Origin of the sequence: Streptococcus sp. XMC, from assembly GCF_021341835.1 — a bacterium.
Taxonomy (GTDB): domain Bacteria; phylum Bacillota; class Bacilli; order Lactobacillales; family Streptococcaceae; genus Streptococcus.
Window position 1 is genome coordinate 193,162 of record NZ_JAJTNQ010000002.1, and the last position, 17,199, is coordinate 210,360.

The window sequence follows — 17,199 nt, forward strand, 5'->3', positions numbered from 1 at the left end:
GTTGCTTCTCCTTTAATCAGCTTGATAAATCGTATCGATGACACGCTTCGCTTCTTCGTAATTCCCCAAGTAGTCTTGCCCGAGATAAGCTGTAGGGATATCCGAGAGGTATTGGTGGCGGAGGTGATCCAGGTGATTTGAAAAACTGTTGCGAATTTCATCATCTGCCATGGTCATATCACGGAAGCCATCATTGACATAGGATCCAATGGGTTGAACAAATAAAATCAGATCCCATTTTTCCTTAGCTAGGATACTGACAAAGAGGTTGTCAAAAGTATCCGTCATACTGGTCTCTGGGCCTTCTACTTCCATATAGTAGTCGTAATAGCCCTTGGTCACTAGCGAATTCGTATCCGCAATCACTAGCCCTCGATTGGCGCTACTATCGATTAATTTAGAAGTCTGATCGTATTGCCCCAACAAGAGGTAATAGTAATCTTTTGGTGTCAGCTCATCATCCCGTACATTGTTTCTAATCTGGTACTCGCGAGCATATTCTAAGCTCACTGGTGCATCATAGAAGCGGGCCAAATCTTTTGCCAAGGTCGTCTTCCCATTACTAGCACTCCCCATGATGAGGACCTTTTTGGTAAACTGACGGCGGAAGGGTTGCGCAATGTATTTCCAATACTTGCTGGGATTTTCCCGGATGAGGGTCCCTGAGATCCCAAACTGACGCTCCTGTAGGTGCGCTTGAAAGCCTCGCGCTTCAAGCTCCTCTTGGTAAGCTTTCTCTCCAACGAAGAAAATAAGCTCTTCACTCTCTGCATCATATTGAATGGTTTCTAAGGCTGTTTTCAACCAAGGCTCCCATCCTAATGGATAGCGAGGAAGTTCTGTCTCGTCTAATTTATAAATTTGGGTAAGTTCATCATTTGAAAAACCTTCTCGAATATAACGAAAACGTTTCTGCAAAGGAAGGCCAACTTCTTCTCCTCGGTCACCTTTGTAACCAGAGACTATCACACAAACGCGGTCGCATTGGCGTTTTGCCCGTTGAATTAAATCAATATGCCCTTGATGAAGGGGGGCAAACGTTCCAAATACTACTGCCACTTTTTCTTTCATCTAACTGGCTCCTTTATCATAATGTCAAAACATGTTTTGCTTATGATTTTATTATAAACTATAATTTCAATCTGTCAATACCTTTTTATAAAAAAATATATTTTTATAAAATAAAAATTAAAAAGATTCAACTCTGTATGTTATTATACAGAATTGAATCTCTGATTTCAATCATTTTTTTAATTTTCTCATTGGCGAGCCATTATTCCCGAACCAAGGCATGCGCATGGCCATTTTCTGTCACTTGAACACTTGCCACTTGACCATCTTGACCGACAACTATATCCAAGCTAGCCGCAGATCCATCTTGGGCGGAAATCAAGCCAGCATGGTAATGGCCTTGATCCAAGTTGTATTCATAACTTCCAATTGTATAGCCCACTGCATCGCCACCCGGAGTTTGAATGGTTACTTGTCCACCTTGTCCGATGCTTACGCCTGTATCACGACCGTCGGTCCAACTACCTGCTGCTCCTGAATAATCTCCTGAGGCATAGCTCAAGACACCTTTATAGCGTGGGTTCTCTGTCTTAGAGGCTTGCTCTTTGGCGCTTGTGCGACCTTCCTCCAAGCTAGGACGTTTTTGTTTTTCTGGTGCTGGGGTCACTGCTGGTTTCATTTCTTTGCTAGGACTTGGGGCCAGGCCTTGATTGGCTTCTGGAAGTCTTGGTGTCACCGGAGTTTCTTGTCTCGCTTGTGTTTCGCTCGAAGCGATGGCAGGAGTTTGTGCTACATCAGCGCTTTGTTGACTTTGTGTGGTTTTGCTTGCAGTCTTTTTCTCTTCTTTTTTACTAGTAGAGCTTTGTTTCACTTGCGCAATTTTACTAGTTGAAGATGGACTGGTTTCCTTTTTCTTTTCTGATCCACAGCCACTTAAGAGAAGAGCAGCTGTTAGAGCAAGGGTAGATAGACTAAATAAGGTTCCTTTCGTTTTCATGGCAATACCTCTCTTTTGTAACATTTGTTACATTTTGTAATGTAATTGTAACATTCATCTATAGGGAAGTCAAGAGGATTTACAAGTCTTATAAAAATAGAAACTAGTTTCAAAAAAAGAGTGAACAAATGGAGCCCTACTCCAAGCATTCACTCTTTTTCTTATTGATAAACTTCTTGATAAAATTCGATGGTATCTCCATCTTGGACAGTCGTTTCTGCTGCCCCTTTTGGTGCCATCTCTCCATTGATCTCGTACATCCAATAGAGTCCCTTGCTTTCATCCTGGGTGACGCCATCGATCGAGGTGATGAGGCCGCTCTTCTCCTCAATCTTGTAGTTAGCTTTCAGGACTTCCATCAGGTTGGCTTTTTCAGCAACCTTCAAGGTCTTGCTTTGGGCTTCTTGGCCTTCAGGGGCGATACTGACTGTAATGGTAATTTGTTTTTCTTTGGCTACTTGTGAGCTAGAAGCTGAGCTTTCCGTAGTCGATGGTGTGCTTTGTCCGCAACTGACCAATACAAGAGCTGCTAGGACAGCAAAGAAGCTATAAAGTGTTTTTTTCATGATACAATCTCCTAAATACTACATAAAGTAGAGGGTAAAAACAGGCGGTGGAAAGGGCGTGGGCTAGGTTAAAGCTAAAGCCATTCACCAGTGCGTAGGTCCACCAAGGCATGTGATAGAGGACAGCATAAACACTATCAATCAACATCCCGTAGAGAAAGGATAAAATGCCGGCCACCAGGGTTTGGACTTCCAAAGACAAGTGGCGATAAAGCCCCCGCCAAAGAGTCAAGAGAAAGGCAAAGGCCAGTATCTGAGCGAGCACCACTGGACTCATCCCCAAGAGAAAAGCCGAGGTAAACATGGTGACCGCCATCACCAAACAGGCAAATTGCCAGTCTTCAAATAGCACTAGTAAAAAGAAAATGGCACTAATGGGTTGGACATTGGGCAAGAAGGCAAAGACTTGTCTCAGCACCACACAGAGGGCTGCTAAGAGGGTGATTCGGGTCAAGCGTTTGAGAGGCACTGCATATCCTCCTAGTCAATCGTGAAGTTAAGCTGACCAGACTTGACACCTACCTTGAGGGTTTGCCCTTCAGCCACTTCTCCTCTCAGGAGGATCTCTGCCAAGTAGTCTTCCACCTGGGTCTGAATGGTTCGGCGCAAAGGACGTGCTCCCATCTCTGGATCATATCCGTGAGTCGCCAGCCATTTAAGGGCAGACGCTTGGAATTTCAGAGTAATGCCCTTCTCTGCTAGAGATTGAACCAATGGTTTCACCATAATCTTGACAATCTCATGCATTTGGTCACTGGTCAAGCTATGGAAGACAACCTTCTCATCAATACGGTTGATAAACTCTGGTCGATAGGTCTTCTTCAACTCTTCAAAGATGCGTTTCTCCATATTGGCTTGGTCAAAGCAAATATCCTTAGCTCCAAAGCCAACCGTCTTATCATCTCGTAAAGCGGTAGCTCCCAAGTTTGAGGTCATGATAATAATCGTATTGGAGAAATCTACCTTGCGTCCCTTGCTGTCGGTCAAGACACCGTCATCCAATACTTGCAAGAGAACGTTAAAGATATCTGGATGGGCTTTTTCCACCTCATCAAACAAGAGGACTGAATAAGGTTTGTTGCGGACTTTTTCCGTCAACTCACCCCCTTCTTCATAACCGACATAGCCTGGAGGGGCTCCGTTGAGACGACTGGCCGCAAATTTCTCCATGTATTCACTCATATCAAAGCGAATCAAAGCGGACTCGTCATCAAAGAGAACTTCTGCAAGGGCCTTCGCGAGCTCGGTTTTTCCGACTCCAGTCGGACCAAGGAAGAGGAAAGAGCCAATTGGCCGTTTGTGAGACCGGATTCCAGACTGATTGCGACGAATCGCTCGGCTGATACTTGAGACTGCCTGATCCTGACCAATCACGCGCTTATGAAGTTCCGCTTCTAATTCCAGGTATTTCTTAGCCGCTGTTTGGGTTAGTTTTTCCACAGGAATGCCAGAAAGCTGACTGAGCGTCTTCAGGATATCCTCTTCCTTGACTTCTAGCTGGTAACCTTTCGGACTGGCGTCTTCTTTTAGTAGCTGAGCAACTTTTTTCCACTGTCCCTTGAGCAAGGCCTGATCGGCAGCTGTCAAATCGGACTGAAGACCCGCTTGAGGTCCCTCGTTTTGCACGGTCGCTGCCGCCTCATCCAAAAGATCAATAGCTGAGTCTGGCAAGAGGCGACTGGTCAAATACCGATGGGCATAGACAACAGCTGTCTCAATGGCTGCATCCGTAATATGGACACGGTGGTGACGCTCATAGGTCTTCTTGAGCCCTTGTAAAATCGCGATGCTATCTGCGACAGAGGGTTGCTCAATCAAGACCTTAGCAAAGCGGCGTGACAAAGCGGCATCTTTTTCAATGTGTTTCTGGTATTCTTCTTGCGTAGTAGCCCCTACGGTCCGTAAGGTTCCACGGGCCAAGGCAGGCTTTAAGATATTGGCCGCATCCAAGGTGGAGTCAATCCCTGATCCAGATCCCATAATGGTATGGAGCTCATCGATGAAGAGAATGACATGGCCATCTTCTTCAATGTCATTGATGATGTTGTTCATCCGCTCTTCAAAATCTCCACGGAACCGCGTTCCTGCGACAACATTCATCAAGTCCAACTCTAAGACCCGCATTTTAGCCAGCTCCGTTGGAACATCGCCGCTGGCAATCCGTTGGGCCAAGCCCAAAGCCAGAGCAGTCTTTCCGACACCCGCATCTCCAACGAGGACCGGATTGTTTTTTGTTTTGCGGCTCAAAATCTGAATCATCCGCGAGATTTCTTGGCCCCGGCCAATCACCGGTTCCAAACTACCATTGCGAGCCATTTCTGTCAGATCTCGGGTGTAGTCTTCCAAACCACCACTGGTAGAGGCCGGCATGCCCATCATATTTCCCATGGTTTGACGGTTTGGTTGCTGGGCCCGATAGAGCGAACGAATAGCTTTCACAGCTTCCTTGTCCCAACCTGCTCTTTGTTCCAAGCTCTTACGAAGCTCGACGATTTTAATACCCTCTTCCTGATCATCATAGCGGAAGCCGACATACTCCAATACTTGAGAAGCCAAAGTTCCTCGCTCTAGTAAGAGCGCCAAGAGGACATGCTCTGTTCCAAGACTTTTGGCATGGACTGCCTGGGCAATCTCTTGGGACCGGTTCATGATTTCTTCGACACGGAAAGAAAAAGGAAATACCTCATAGCGGCCATCCCGTTGGTAGACTTGGCCCGTGATGTGCTCCGCCGCATCTTGAAAATCATCAATCTGCATAGGATAGTCACTTAAGACGGAACCAGCTACACTATAAGGATTATTGGCTAGGGCTACTAGGATATGCCAGGTATCTAGCGTTTGAGACTCAAAATGACCCGCCAAGATTTGAGCGGCTTCAATCGTTTCTAATAGGGCTTTTGAATAGTTCATAAGGAGATTACATTCCCTTTCTATCGACTTGTTGGATAATTTTTCGTAGGATATTGGCTCGTAAGCGATGGGCTTCACTTCCCAGAACCTCGTCTGTCGTCGTCACTGACAAAAGCTCTGCTTCTCTCTTTGTAAGGAGTTTTTCTTCAAATAGCATTTGAAGGATATCGCCAAAAACAGTCTGACTGATTTGTTCCCCGATACTTGCGCCAAGCTCTTTTAGCATCTGGTGTTGGTCTGAAAATTGGACCTTGCCAATCCGGATGTACCCTCCGCCTCCACGCTTGCTCTCTACGATGTAGCCTCGACTTTCGGTGAAGCGGGTCTTGATCACATAATTGATTTGACTAGGAACAACTTGGAAAACATCCGCTAATTCGCTTCTCTTGAGCTCTGCGATGCCTGCTTGAGCCAGTAGCGACTTGATATAGGCCTCAATGCTATCTGATGTATTTTTACTTGCCATGATGCTCCTTTCTAACCTTTTCATTCTAGATGAGCCCTCTGCTTTTCAGAGGATCAAAAATGGTCTCATCATCCATGATGTCATTATTGACCTTATCTGACTATTATACAATTTTTGCGCCTGTAAATAAAGCAAAGACTACGTCGAGATAGAATCTGAAGACCCCTTGTTGGTAGCCAGAAGGAGGCCAAAAAAGAGGCTAGCCATTGCTAACCTCTTCTAGAAGGGGCATTAGGATTTCCGACGAGCGAATTTTACTCTTCCGCCTAAGAAGCCTAAGCCGAGTAGTCCGATCCAGGCTAAGAAACTTGCCTTCTCTGATCCTGTCTGTGGCAGTTTTTCTTGGGACGGCACAGGGTCCGGAGTTACAGCTTCTACCACAGGAGAAAGAGGAGTTTCTTTCAAAGCCGTCGGTGTCAACAGCCGAGAAATTCCACTTTCTTTTTTATCTTCTGGTGGAAGGAGCGGTTTCGTTTCTTGTGAGTCTTCACTTGGACTTGTTGGTAGCGGTACTTCGGGAATAATAGGACTTTCTTCCACTTCCTTTGTTCCGACTTCTGTGATCTGGTCCCGGGCCTCCACCTCGACAAAGACATCGACTTCTTTCCGAATTTCTTTGCTTTCTTCTTGTCGAACCTCGATCAATTTCAGCCGGCGTCCAACCTTCCCTGCTTGAAGGATCCGGCTTTCGCCCTTGGCTAAATCCTTGTTTTCACGCGTTTGACTCTCAAATGGAATCTCCTCCGCTTCGATGAGCAGTTCTGGTTTTTCAAGAATCAAATCCCGAACACCTTCGTCTGGGCGTGTCTGCATCAGCGGTTCATAATTGCGAGCATCTTCTAAGATGGTTGCAAGGGCTTCTACTTGATTCGCTGCAGCAACCAAATCTGGGCGCTCTTGATCCAACAACTGAGTCAAATCCGTCAATTGTCCTTGAACCGTCGGTTTGAGGTCTGCTTTCAAGCGTTCGAGAGAAGTAGCCTTGATCTTTTCTACTCCTTTTCTGATGATCTGTTGCAGCTCTTCTTGACTGAGCAACTGGCTATCTTTCCCTGATAGGATAAATCGGTCTACCTGGATGGCTCTGGATGACTGAGGGTCATTGAGGGCTGGATCCAGGTGCAAGCGTAGCTGGTGGTAGCCTTTTGCTAGACCTTGTAGATTGACCAAACTCTGGTCGAGTTTGCGTTGGTCTCCATAGCCACTGAAGTAATGGTCACCTTCGATCTCATAATCATGGCCACGACCTTCCTCGAAGGCCATTTCTTTTCCATCCAGGGTGACGCTGTAGAGTCCATGACTTGGATCAACCACTCCTCGAACCTCCACACCTGTGCCCTTAAAGGTAATGGTCACTTCAATGTGTTTCTTGCCTTCCTCATCGGTCACTTGGTTAAAGCTCGACCAGGATTCTGTTCCATTTGAGAAGTTTGGATTGTCTGTCTCGTGGTGCCAGCCCTCACTGTAGTGCAGTTTTGGATCTTGGTCATCTACTTCTTTGCGATTTTCTGGAAGCAGGTCCTCGTTCATTACTTGGACTGTCAGTTCTGGAATAAAGCCGACTAGACTTCCTTGATCCGGATGCAACAATTTGACCTTAAAGTCATAGACATCGGTCGCTTTTCCTGCAAAATCAAGGGTTGGGACTTGGACTGTTTTTTCCGTCTCGCCATCTGCGAACTCAAGAGTGACGTTGGTATCTTTGTAGACCTTGCCATGAACCCCTGTTCCCGGTTCTGTGATTAATTTAAGACTAGCGCTTCCTTTAGAGCCACCTTTTCTCTTGACGACGACTTGCGCTGGGTCGCCTTTCTTAACGGCTAGGGTTGGCTGAGCAAATTCAAAGAGACCCTTTTCTTGGTTATTGAGCGCATAAATCCCTTCCGTTGCGATCGCATCTCCCTTGCTATTGACCAAGGTCAAGGTATGAGCCCCTGCTTTCAAATCTGGTGTTTCATAAACCTTTTGGCTACGTTTCCGAGTTGGACTTTGGGTATTAACCGTCGCTAGCTTTTGGCCATCGACATAGACATCCATTTCTCCATGACCAGGGTCGACAGTTGCGACGACATAGGCTTTGGTGCCTTCAAACTGATAGGTCACGGAAGCTCCCTTTTCCTTGGTCCACATAGAGGTGCCTCGAACGCCTTCTCCCTCTTCATTCCATTGGCTATTGGCTCGGTCAGCAATCCGGTCAGAATGATAGGCCAAACCAAGCGGATAGCCATCGGTTTCTTCAATGCTAGCTGGGGTCTTATAGACAGAGACACCGTTTAAGATTGGAGTAGCTTGGGCATCGGTGATGGACACCCGGATATAGCGACTATCAACTGGTTGCCCTTTGATCAATCGGCGGTATCCTACGGTTGAACCAGCCCCAAAAGGAACCCATTGCCCATTCACTGCCACATCAATAGTGAAGCCAGAAATCCGTTGGCCTTTCTCGATGGTTTCTTTGAGCTCTACCACATCAAAATGTTGCTCTTTTCCAAGATCCAGGACAAAAGAGCCGGTCTTGGCATCATCTGCAGGTGCCCAACTGGTCTTTTCATCTCCATCCGTCAAATGGCTGGCTGAGTAATGAGCATTGCGTCGTGTCGAGTCAGCTTCGACCAAAGCTCCTGCCGCATAGTCCACACTGTAGAGTTGGTCCAAGGTCTGGCGGAATTCTTTCAAACGGGCCACATCGGCATCCGCAAATTTCCCATCTTGATTGGGTGGAATATTGAGCAAGAGTGGCGTCCCACGACCGACCGATTTGAAGTAAATGTCCATCAATTCGCGCAAGGACTTAGGCTCTTGGTTGTCATGGTAGAACCAACCGGAGCGAATAGAAACATCAGCCTCTCCCACTGAGTATTGCTTCCCTTCTGGATCCCCGTGATTGAGGTAGCTATTGGATGGATTGTTGCGGATCTTATCTGGATTGACCTTTTGCCAAACCGGATCTCCGGCAATCCCCTTTTCATTTCCAATCCAACGAACATTGGTCGGCTCAGCTGAGAAAATGGCAATGTCCCCTTGGGCCTTGCGAATGGCTTCAAACCACTTGTCAAAGGTATAGGTAACCTTTTGAGCCCCATCGCCGCGCGCTCCATCCATCCAGACTTCTACGAACTTGCCCTTGTTTCCATATTTTGGATCTTCAAGGATTTCCTTAAGCTGGTTGAGATAGTATTCATTGTATTGGTCCTCTGTATCCACATGGTAGAGTGGGCTGTGAGCATCCCAAGGCGAGAGGTAGACCCCCATGTCCATGTCATACTTGCTGGCAGAAGCTGAAACCTCGGCTAGGACATCGCCTTTCCCTTCCTTCCAACCACTTTTGGCAATGGTATGGTCGGTGTATTTAGAAGGGTACAGGAGGAAACCATCGTGGTGCTTGACGACCATGATAGTTCGTTTAAAGCCAGCATCTTTCAGGGTTTTGATCCACTGATCGGTATCCAGATGCTCTGGATAGAAATAATAAGGATCTTCTTGCCCATCTCCCCATTCACGGTCGTAGTAGGTGTTCATCCCAAAGTGGATGAAGGCTGCCAGTTCTTCGCGGTGGTATTGCATTTGGGCCTTGCTAGGAAGCGGTCCGTAGTCTGCAATTTCAGGCTCCTCATCTAGAGAAGTGGCTGGTTGGGTTGCTTCTGTCCCTTGGCTGACTGCTCGATTTTCTTTCTCACTCCTTACGGGTGAGGAAGGTTCTGATTCTTCTTGGTGTTCTTTCACAGCTGTTTCCTCCTCCCCTTGATGCTCGACATCACTGGTTTCGACCCGTTCTTCACGAGTCTCATTCCTCTCAGCTTGTTCCTCTGCATAACTGGTAGTGACTCCTAAAAAACAAGTCGCTACGACTACAGAGCAAACCCCTACTGAGAGTTTGCGAATGCCAAATCGATTTCTCTTATCAACTAATCTTTTTCCCATATTCCATTCCTTTATGTCATCAGGTAAAGAGGGTGGAGACTCCCCCATCCTCTTTCTGTTACCTGTGAACTTTTCACCGTATAGTTGCTGGCTTATCCAGCTTTTTACTTGGCCTTATCGGCTCTTTTTTTCTGATCATCCAGCACAGCACCGGCAAGTCCTGCTGCTAGGAGACCTGCAACAAGGCTTGCGACGCTTTCTTCTGATCCTGTATGTGGCAAGGAAGCTTGCTCAGAAGTCGTAGCTACTTTTACCCCTTCCCCATGTGAGTCTGAGACTACTGAGGATGATGGTGCTTGAGGATTTGCAAGAGACTCCTTGGTACCGACTTCGATGATTTCTGCTAGAGCTTCTGACTCGACCAGACTGTCAATCACCGTACGAGTCTCAACTCCATTTTCTTGAGAAACTTGTACAAAATGAAGCTGACGACCTTTGCGTCCTGCTTGAACCACTCTCTGTTCACCCTTCGGCAACTGATCATTTGGTCGCTCTTGGCGGGCAAATGCAAGCTCTTCTGCCTCAATGACAAGTTCTGGTTTATTGTGAACCAAGTTCTTCACGCCTTCTTCAGGAACGGCTGTAGCTGGAAGGATTGGCTTGTTGGTTGGATCTTCTGGAGTTGGCGTTGGCTTGTCACTAGGATTTTCCGCTGGAACTTCCTTGGTGCCGACTTCTGTGATCTCTACTACTGGTTCTACCTCGACAAAAGCATCAACTTCCTTACGAGATTCCACTCCATTTTCTTGTGATACTTCTACAAGATGGAGCTTGCGTCCTACTTGGCCTTCTTGCACCAGCTTCTTCTCACCTTTCGGCAAGCTATCATTTGGACGTTCTTCACGCGCAAAATCAAGTTCCTCTGCCTCAATGATGAGTTCTGGCTTCGTATGGACCAAATTCTTCACATCATCTTCAGGAATAGCTGTTCCTGTACGTGCTTTTGCGGATAGAGAAAGTTGATAAACTTTTTCGAGCTTGCCATCTTCTGAGACAACCTTGACAAGAACCGGAGCATTGGCACTTTTAGCATCCACGACCGTAACGACTGTTCCATTCTTGCCTTGTACTGAAACGATTGGACGTTCTCCCTCATACTCTAGATGATAATCCGTCACATCCGGATTGAACCCTTCCAACTCTTTGCCATTTACTTGGATTGAGACATCCGTCGTTGCATTAGGTTCTTCAGTTGGAGCATAGGCACTCAATTCAACGATTCCAATTCCTTTTAGATTTTCATCACGGACCATTCTTAAACGGATGGCTTTCGTTCTGGTTTCGTTGAAGCTGAGGTTAGAGATATAACCAGGCTCAAAGGCATAATCCAAGCTGTAAGGAATTTCTTCCCAGTTAGAGGCCTGGTTAAATGGATGATCTGGAAGATTCTTCAGATTGCCATAATCATCTGGGACATCAAAGTCTGGACCAATGTAGCGTTCAAGAACCGTCTTAGTTGGCAGACCGGTTTCCTGATCTGCAAAGAAGTCGACCGCTACTTTATTAACCAAACGCTCTGTTACTTGACCATTTTTCTTGAAGATGAGACCAGCAAACACTTCGGTTTGATCCGGTTCTCTCTTCCAGTTGGTCCAACGGTAGTACTCGTTGTAGCCACCATCATTGATGTAATCGATATAGTCGATTTGATTTGGATCGAGATCGTTGGTTTCACTGGCAAATGCTCTGGTATCCTCTGCATTGTAGTCACGGTTCACAGAGAGGATTTCTCCGGTTTTTTCGGACACCCGGACGGTCAGATGAGCGATCAGATCATAGCCGAGGACTTTTCCTTCTAACGTGAAGCTGCCTTCATGAGAAAGTGCATCAGCTGGGATAGCCTGCCATTCCACCGTAAGTTCCTTGCGTTCGTAACCTGTATTCCCTTTGAAGTAGACACCTACTGTAGATGGTAGAGCCAGATCTTGACCGACTTTGACAAAACGTCTACCTGCTTCTACTGCTACTGGAGCAGCTTGTTTCAGTTTTTTAGCATCACTTGTGAGATGGAGGCGGTATTCTTGTAAGATAGTACCATCTTCTGCTTTATGGATGACACGGATTGGCTCACCTTCATGGACGCTTGGCACAACTGTTGCAAGACCGTGATGACTAGCTGTCGCTTCCACCTGAGGATAAGCCCGATCACGCGCATCGATATAGTAATCGGTCACACTTGGATTGACCCCTGGCAAAACCTCACCATTGACACGAATGGTCACCTGGCTCTTTTCTTCTGCCGCAACCTTATTGGCAAATACCTGAATCTCTGAAATAGAGCTTCCACGTTTACCTTCCGGTGTCTTCATGCGGATACGAACGGCATAGGTGTCGACTTTATCAAAACTGAAATGATTCATCTTGCCAGCTGTCACTGCTTCTTGAACACTTAGGTTGCTGACTTCTTTCCAGTTGGCTGGGTTGTTAAATGGATGGTCTGTTTCGTCTTTGACGCGATTTGGATTGCTTGGTACTGTTGGGATTTGCTCCCCTACATAGTACTCAATCACGTATTCACTTGGAGCTCCAACGCCGTGGTCTTCATGGAAACCAACATGGAGATTGTCCACTGCTCGCTTGGTCAAGATACCAGAATCTCCAAACAAGATACCGACAGAATCTTCCGCATTGTCACGGCCCCAGTTGGTCCAACGGTTAGCTGGAGCATCGGTAAAGGAGATGACCTTATCATTGACCTTAGCAACTGGATCTGCATCATTAGAGTCACTTGCAAAAGCAAGTGGCAAGACTGAGCCTGTCCATTGTTCTGCTACGTTTGCTCCCTTGACTGTGTTTGCGGAAACACGGATATGGAGACGGGTTGGAAGGTTGGTTCCTTCTACACGACCGGAGATAACAACTTCTCCTTCTTGGGCCAAGAGTTGCGGATCGACCGCATCCCAGGCTACCTTAGCAGCATAGGTCTTACCATTGGAGTGATAAGTCCGCACGCTTTCTGGAAGTGCCGGTTTTTCACCGACTGGAGTTGTGGTGCTGACTTCTTCTACAGCGATAATGCCTTCAACTGTGACTTGGGCTTGGGCTTCTTTTTCCACACCCTCTACCTGACCTGTGACAGTAAAGCTATGGTAATCCTTAACTTGATCTGCTGTTACGGCATCCCAGGTCACGCGTTTTTCTTTCGGAAATCCCTTGTCATACTCAACCAAGACTGTCTCTGGAAGAGCTGGCAACACGTTTCGATCTGTACTAATCCGTACAGGACGCACCTTCACAACTGTCTTTTCTTCTGGATTTGGCGTGATAGTAAAGCTGACTTCTCCCGTTTGTCCTTGGAAGTTGGCTTCTAAATGAACCAATCCTGCTTCCCTTAGTTCCAATCCTTTCTTGCTTGCGACTGCTTTTCCTTGGCTACCAGCTGTTGTTGCCACATCGATTTGATCTGCTTGGAGGCTAGCCACACTGCCATCTTGGTAATGAGCAATGACTTCAAGTGGCACCGTTTGATCTTCCTTGAGTTCTTGCCCTTCTGGCAGACGCAATTCTAGGCGCTGGATCTGTGGACTTTCTTCTTGGAATTGTACCACATAGGTCTGTACTGCTCCCGTATCCTTAGCAGTTACAAAGATTTGAGCTTTCAAACCATTTTCACGGCTAGCTTGTAAGACTGTCACTTGGGCATTTTCTGCACTTGCTGTGACTTGACCAGGCTCTTGCCCATAAGCCAATGGGCGGAAAATAGTATGGTTGCCACTACCAAATTTTGGAAGAGCTACTCCATCTAGTTGCACGGTTGGTTTCTTAGCCTTGGCTACATCTCCTCCTGCAACCACTAGAGTCGCTTGGACGGCTTCCCCATTGCCTAGGAGTCCTGTCGCTTTCAAGCGTGCTCCTGGTGTGGACAACTGATCTTCTTGACCAGCTTCCAAGGTCCATTGATCAACTTCATAGCTAACTGTCCGGCCATCTGTGAAGACCAATTGCACAGTCTTATCCACTGTCGCTAGATCTGCTCCCTGTGGGATTTGTTTGATGACTGGAAGAACTTGCTCCACACCGATCACATCGACCAGAGCTTCGACCGTCCGTCCTTGAATATGACCGGTCACACGGACTTGGCCAGCACGACTATAGTCTGCCACATCCCATTCAACGGCTTCTTCTTGAGCCTTGCCATCGCTATAAACAACAGATACGTGACTTGGAAGTTCAGGATTTTGTCCCAAGTACACTTGAGTCCGAACCGGTTCGACTCCCAAGACAGAGCGTTCTTCCTGGTCCTTCTTCCCAGTAAAGAGGCTGACTTGGTCTGACTGCAAGCGGTCTGAGGCTGCGTACAGGGTAAAGGCACCTGCTTGCTCAGTCGATTTGACAATGACAACCCCTTTGCCGTTAAAGGCCCGACGTTGCCATGAGCCATCTTCCTGTGCTTTGTAGCGTTCACGGCTGGCTTGTTCCCCGTTGTCGACACCGACAATTTGGCCTTGCCCATGCAGATGGAAATGCACCAAGTTATTGGCAGTTGGAACCACACGGCCTGCTTCATCGACGATTTCGTAGGTAATATAGGTCAAATCTTTGCCGTCCGCTGCAATCGCGTGTTCTTCTTTCAACAAACGGACACCGGCTGGCTTCCCAGCTGTTTCAATCTGATCGCGGGCAATCACTTCTCCTGCTTCGTTGCGGGCAATAGCTTCCACCTTACCTGGCACATAAGGAACCAACCACTCTAGATAGAGTTCATCCGGATTTGCCCCTTCTTGGTAAGTCCGGCCATCTGCTGTGGTCTTCTTGGTAAAGGTCTTGACTCCTTGTGATTCCCCATTGACAATCAATTCCACACTGTGGGCATTGGAGAAGGCACGAACAGGAATCCGACCTTCTTCATCCATGACACGATTGGCTAATTCTGGATTGTCCCAGTTCCAATGTGGTAAGAGATGGACCATTGGATGTTTCTCAGCTGACAACCATTGACTTTGGTAGAGATAAAAATCATTCTTTGGAAGGCCGGCAGTATCGACAATACCGAAATAAGAACTTTTTACAGGTGTGTCATTTTGGTTGTGCCATGGTGTTGGCTCACCGATATAATCGGTACCTGTCCAGATAAATTGCCCTGCATAGCCGGCATGATCACGGTCAAAGGTCCAAGAGGCTGTTGCTGTCCGACCCCAACCAACCCGGTCATTGCCGTAATCTGATTGTTCATAGTGGCGGTCTTCTTGGTTGCTTCCGACCCATTCTCTTTCAGGATGGTAGTAAGAGCCCCGTGTCCGCGTTGCAGAAGAGGTTTCCGAACCATAAATGAGCCAGTTTGGATGTTTGGCCCGTAAGCTTTCATAGTTGGCTTCTGAATAGTTGAAACCAACCGCATCGAGCTCTGCGGCTACCTTTTCATGGCCTCCTGAACCATCACCAAAGCGGAATTTATCAGCTCCCATGGTGACATAGCGGGTTGCATCCACTTCCTTGATGGTCTTGACGAGACGACGAACGGTTGCGACAGACTTATCAGATCCATCTGCTTCACCGACTTCGTTACCGATTGACCACATCACAATAGAAGGATTGTTCTTGCCTCGCTCTACCATGGTCCGAAGGTCATAGTCAGACCACTTATCCCCTTTACGAGCTTCTGGATGTGTTGCATCCTTTTCAAAGAATCGACCGTAATCGTATTGTTTCTTGCCACCATACCAGGTATCAAAGGCTTCTTCTTGGACCATCAAGCCCAACTCAGCCGCAATTTGCAGGGTTTGTTCACTCGCTGGGTTGTGGGTCGTCCGGATGGCATTGACCCCCATGTCCTTCATCTGTTTGAGACGGCGGTATTCAGCCTTGTAATTTTCCTCAGCTCCGAGGGCTCCATGATCATGGTGAAGGGAAACACCATGGAATTTCGTAGCCGCTCCGTTAAGGAAGAAGCCACCTTCTGGTGTCCAGTTGAGAAAGCGATAACCAAAGCGTTCCTTTTGCACATCGACCAATTGCGAATCCCGATAGACCCGTGTATACAGAGTATAAAGGGCTGGGTTATTGGTTTTGACATCCCAGAGGGTTGGTTTTTCAACATGAAGGGTATGAGACAGGTTGATCTCTTGACCAGCTAAAACAGATTGCACTTCACTGCGCACCTTTTCACTGACCACTTGACCATTTTGATCGACGATTTCGTATTCCGCATAAATACTGTGGGCTTGATCATCTTGGTTGACAATACGACTCTTCACAAGAGTATCGACTGCCCCATTCTGTTGTTCTTCTAATTTTGGACTCGTGATGGTAGTCCCATACTTAGCTACATGGACCTTATCCGTCACACTGAGTTTGACATCACGATAAATCCCACTTCCAGAATACCAACGACTACTTGGTTGTTGGTTGACCACATGAACCGCGATGGTGTTTTCACTTCCATCCGCATTCAAATAAGGGGTAATATCATAAGAAAAGGCATTGTAGCCATTTGGATAATGACCCACAAATTGTCCGTTTACATAGACTTTGGAATCCATGTAAACTCCACCAAATTCCAAGCGGACTTTCTTATCTAGATCTTTATCATCCAAACGGAAGGTCTTGCGATACCAAGCATCCCCACCGTTTAATTGCCCCCCTTCATTTTGAGCAGGAGAGTTGTGATCGAAGTCAAAGAAGATTGACCAATCGTGTGGCAAATCTAATTTTTTCCAGTTTTTGACATCCACCTGGCGACCTTCTGCACCAGGAGCTGCGTTTAACTTGAAATACCAGTCCTTGTTAAAGTCTCGTTCGCGATCTTGCACCATGTCCTCCGCTACTTGTTTTTGATCCTTGGTAGCCTCTTCAGTAGCCCCAGCAGAACGTTCACTTGTTTGAGGTTCCACCTGTGGCTTTTCGATTTCGCTCTCATTTCTTTCAGGAGTAATCACAGCAGGCGCCTCTAAAGTTGTTGAAGCTTTATCACTTGTCCCAACTTCTCCATTCGTCACCTCTGACGCTTCCCTTGTAGCTGTCATCTCCTCTTCTGTTACAGCTCTTCCTTCTTCTTCAGCTAAGACAGATGGAGCTCCAAAAAAAGATACACCGATTAATACAGAACAAGCTCCAACCGCGAGCTTGCGAATACTAAATACACTGCGCTTTTCAAAAAAAGACTTTCCCATATTTAACCTCCTCTTGGGATTTTTAATAATGTAAGCGCTTTCTAAAATGCGTTTGCAAAAAAAGAAACTCTACATTTTAACTATACCAAAAGTTGAGGCTTAAACAAGAGAGCTAGCTAAGAATATATAGTTTGTACTGAAAGAACTATACTTTGTCGAACTGATTTTTATTAGCAAAAATAGCCTTATCTGGAGAATTAATCTATACTAACAGTCCTT

The 17,199-nt window shown here is 46.7% G+C and carries 8 protein-coding genes; all 8 read right to left on the reverse strand.

Annotated elements, in window-relative coordinates:
• Positions 1-12: 12 nt before the first annotated feature.
• The 8 genes from LXO72_RS05840 to LXO72_RS05875 all read right to left on the reverse strand — a co-directional run bounded on the left by LXO72_RS05840 (position 13) and on the right by LXO72_RS05875 (position 16,980).
• The gene (locus LXO72_RS05840) at positions 13-1,071 is read right to left on the reverse strand and encodes an AAA family ATPase (protein ID WP_233331789.1); all 1,059 of its coding nucleotides are present in this window, start codon (positions 1,069-1,071) and stop codon (positions 13-15) included.
• Between the two features lie 202 nt (positions 1,072-1,273).
• Positions 1,274-2,008, reverse strand: coding sequence for a hypothetical protein (locus LXO72_RS05845; RefSeq protein ID WP_233331790.1), 735 nt, complete (start codon positions 2,006-2,008; stop codon positions 1,274-1,276).
• Positions 2,009-2,169: 161 nt separating this feature from the next.
• Positions 2,170-2,574, reverse strand: a complete 405-nt coding sequence (locus LXO72_RS05850; protein WP_233331791.1) for a DUF4430 domain-containing protein — start codon at positions 2,572-2,574, stop codon at positions 2,170-2,172.
• Positions 2,555-3,043, reverse strand: a complete 489-nt coding sequence (locus tag LXO72_RS05855) for an ECF transporter S component (protein WP_233331792.1) — start codon at positions 3,041-3,043, stop codon at positions 2,555-2,557. Before LXO72_RS05855 ends, LXO72_RS05850 begins: the two co-directional genes overlap by 20 nt.
• Before the next feature lie 11 nt (positions 3,044-3,054).
• Positions 3,055-5,484, reverse strand: a complete 2,430-nt coding sequence (locus tag LXO72_RS05860; protein WP_233331793.1) for an ATP-dependent Clp protease ATP-binding subunit — start codon at positions 5,482-5,484, stop codon at positions 3,055-3,057.
• A 7-nt stretch (positions 5,485-5,491) separates the two neighbouring features.
• On the reverse strand, positions 5,492-5,950 hold the full coding sequence (locus tag LXO72_RS05865) for a CtsR family transcriptional regulator (protein ID WP_048716682.1): 459 nt from the start codon (positions 5,948-5,950) through the stop codon (positions 5,492-5,494).
• Between the two features lie 231 nt (positions 5,951-6,181).
• A complete protein-coding gene (locus tag LXO72_RS05870; protein WP_233331794.1) occupies positions 6,182-9,871 on the reverse strand; it encodes an alpha-L-fucosidase in 3,690 nt (1,229 codons plus the stop codon).
• Positions 9,872-9,975: 104 nt separating this feature from the next.
• Positions 9,976-16,980 (reverse strand): Ig-like domain-containing protein, encoded by a 7,005-nt coding sequence (locus LXO72_RS05875; RefSeq protein ID WP_233331795.1) that lies wholly within the window; start codon positions 16,978-16,980, stop codon positions 9,976-9,978.
• Between the last annotated feature and the right edge of the window lie 219 nt (positions 16,981-17,199).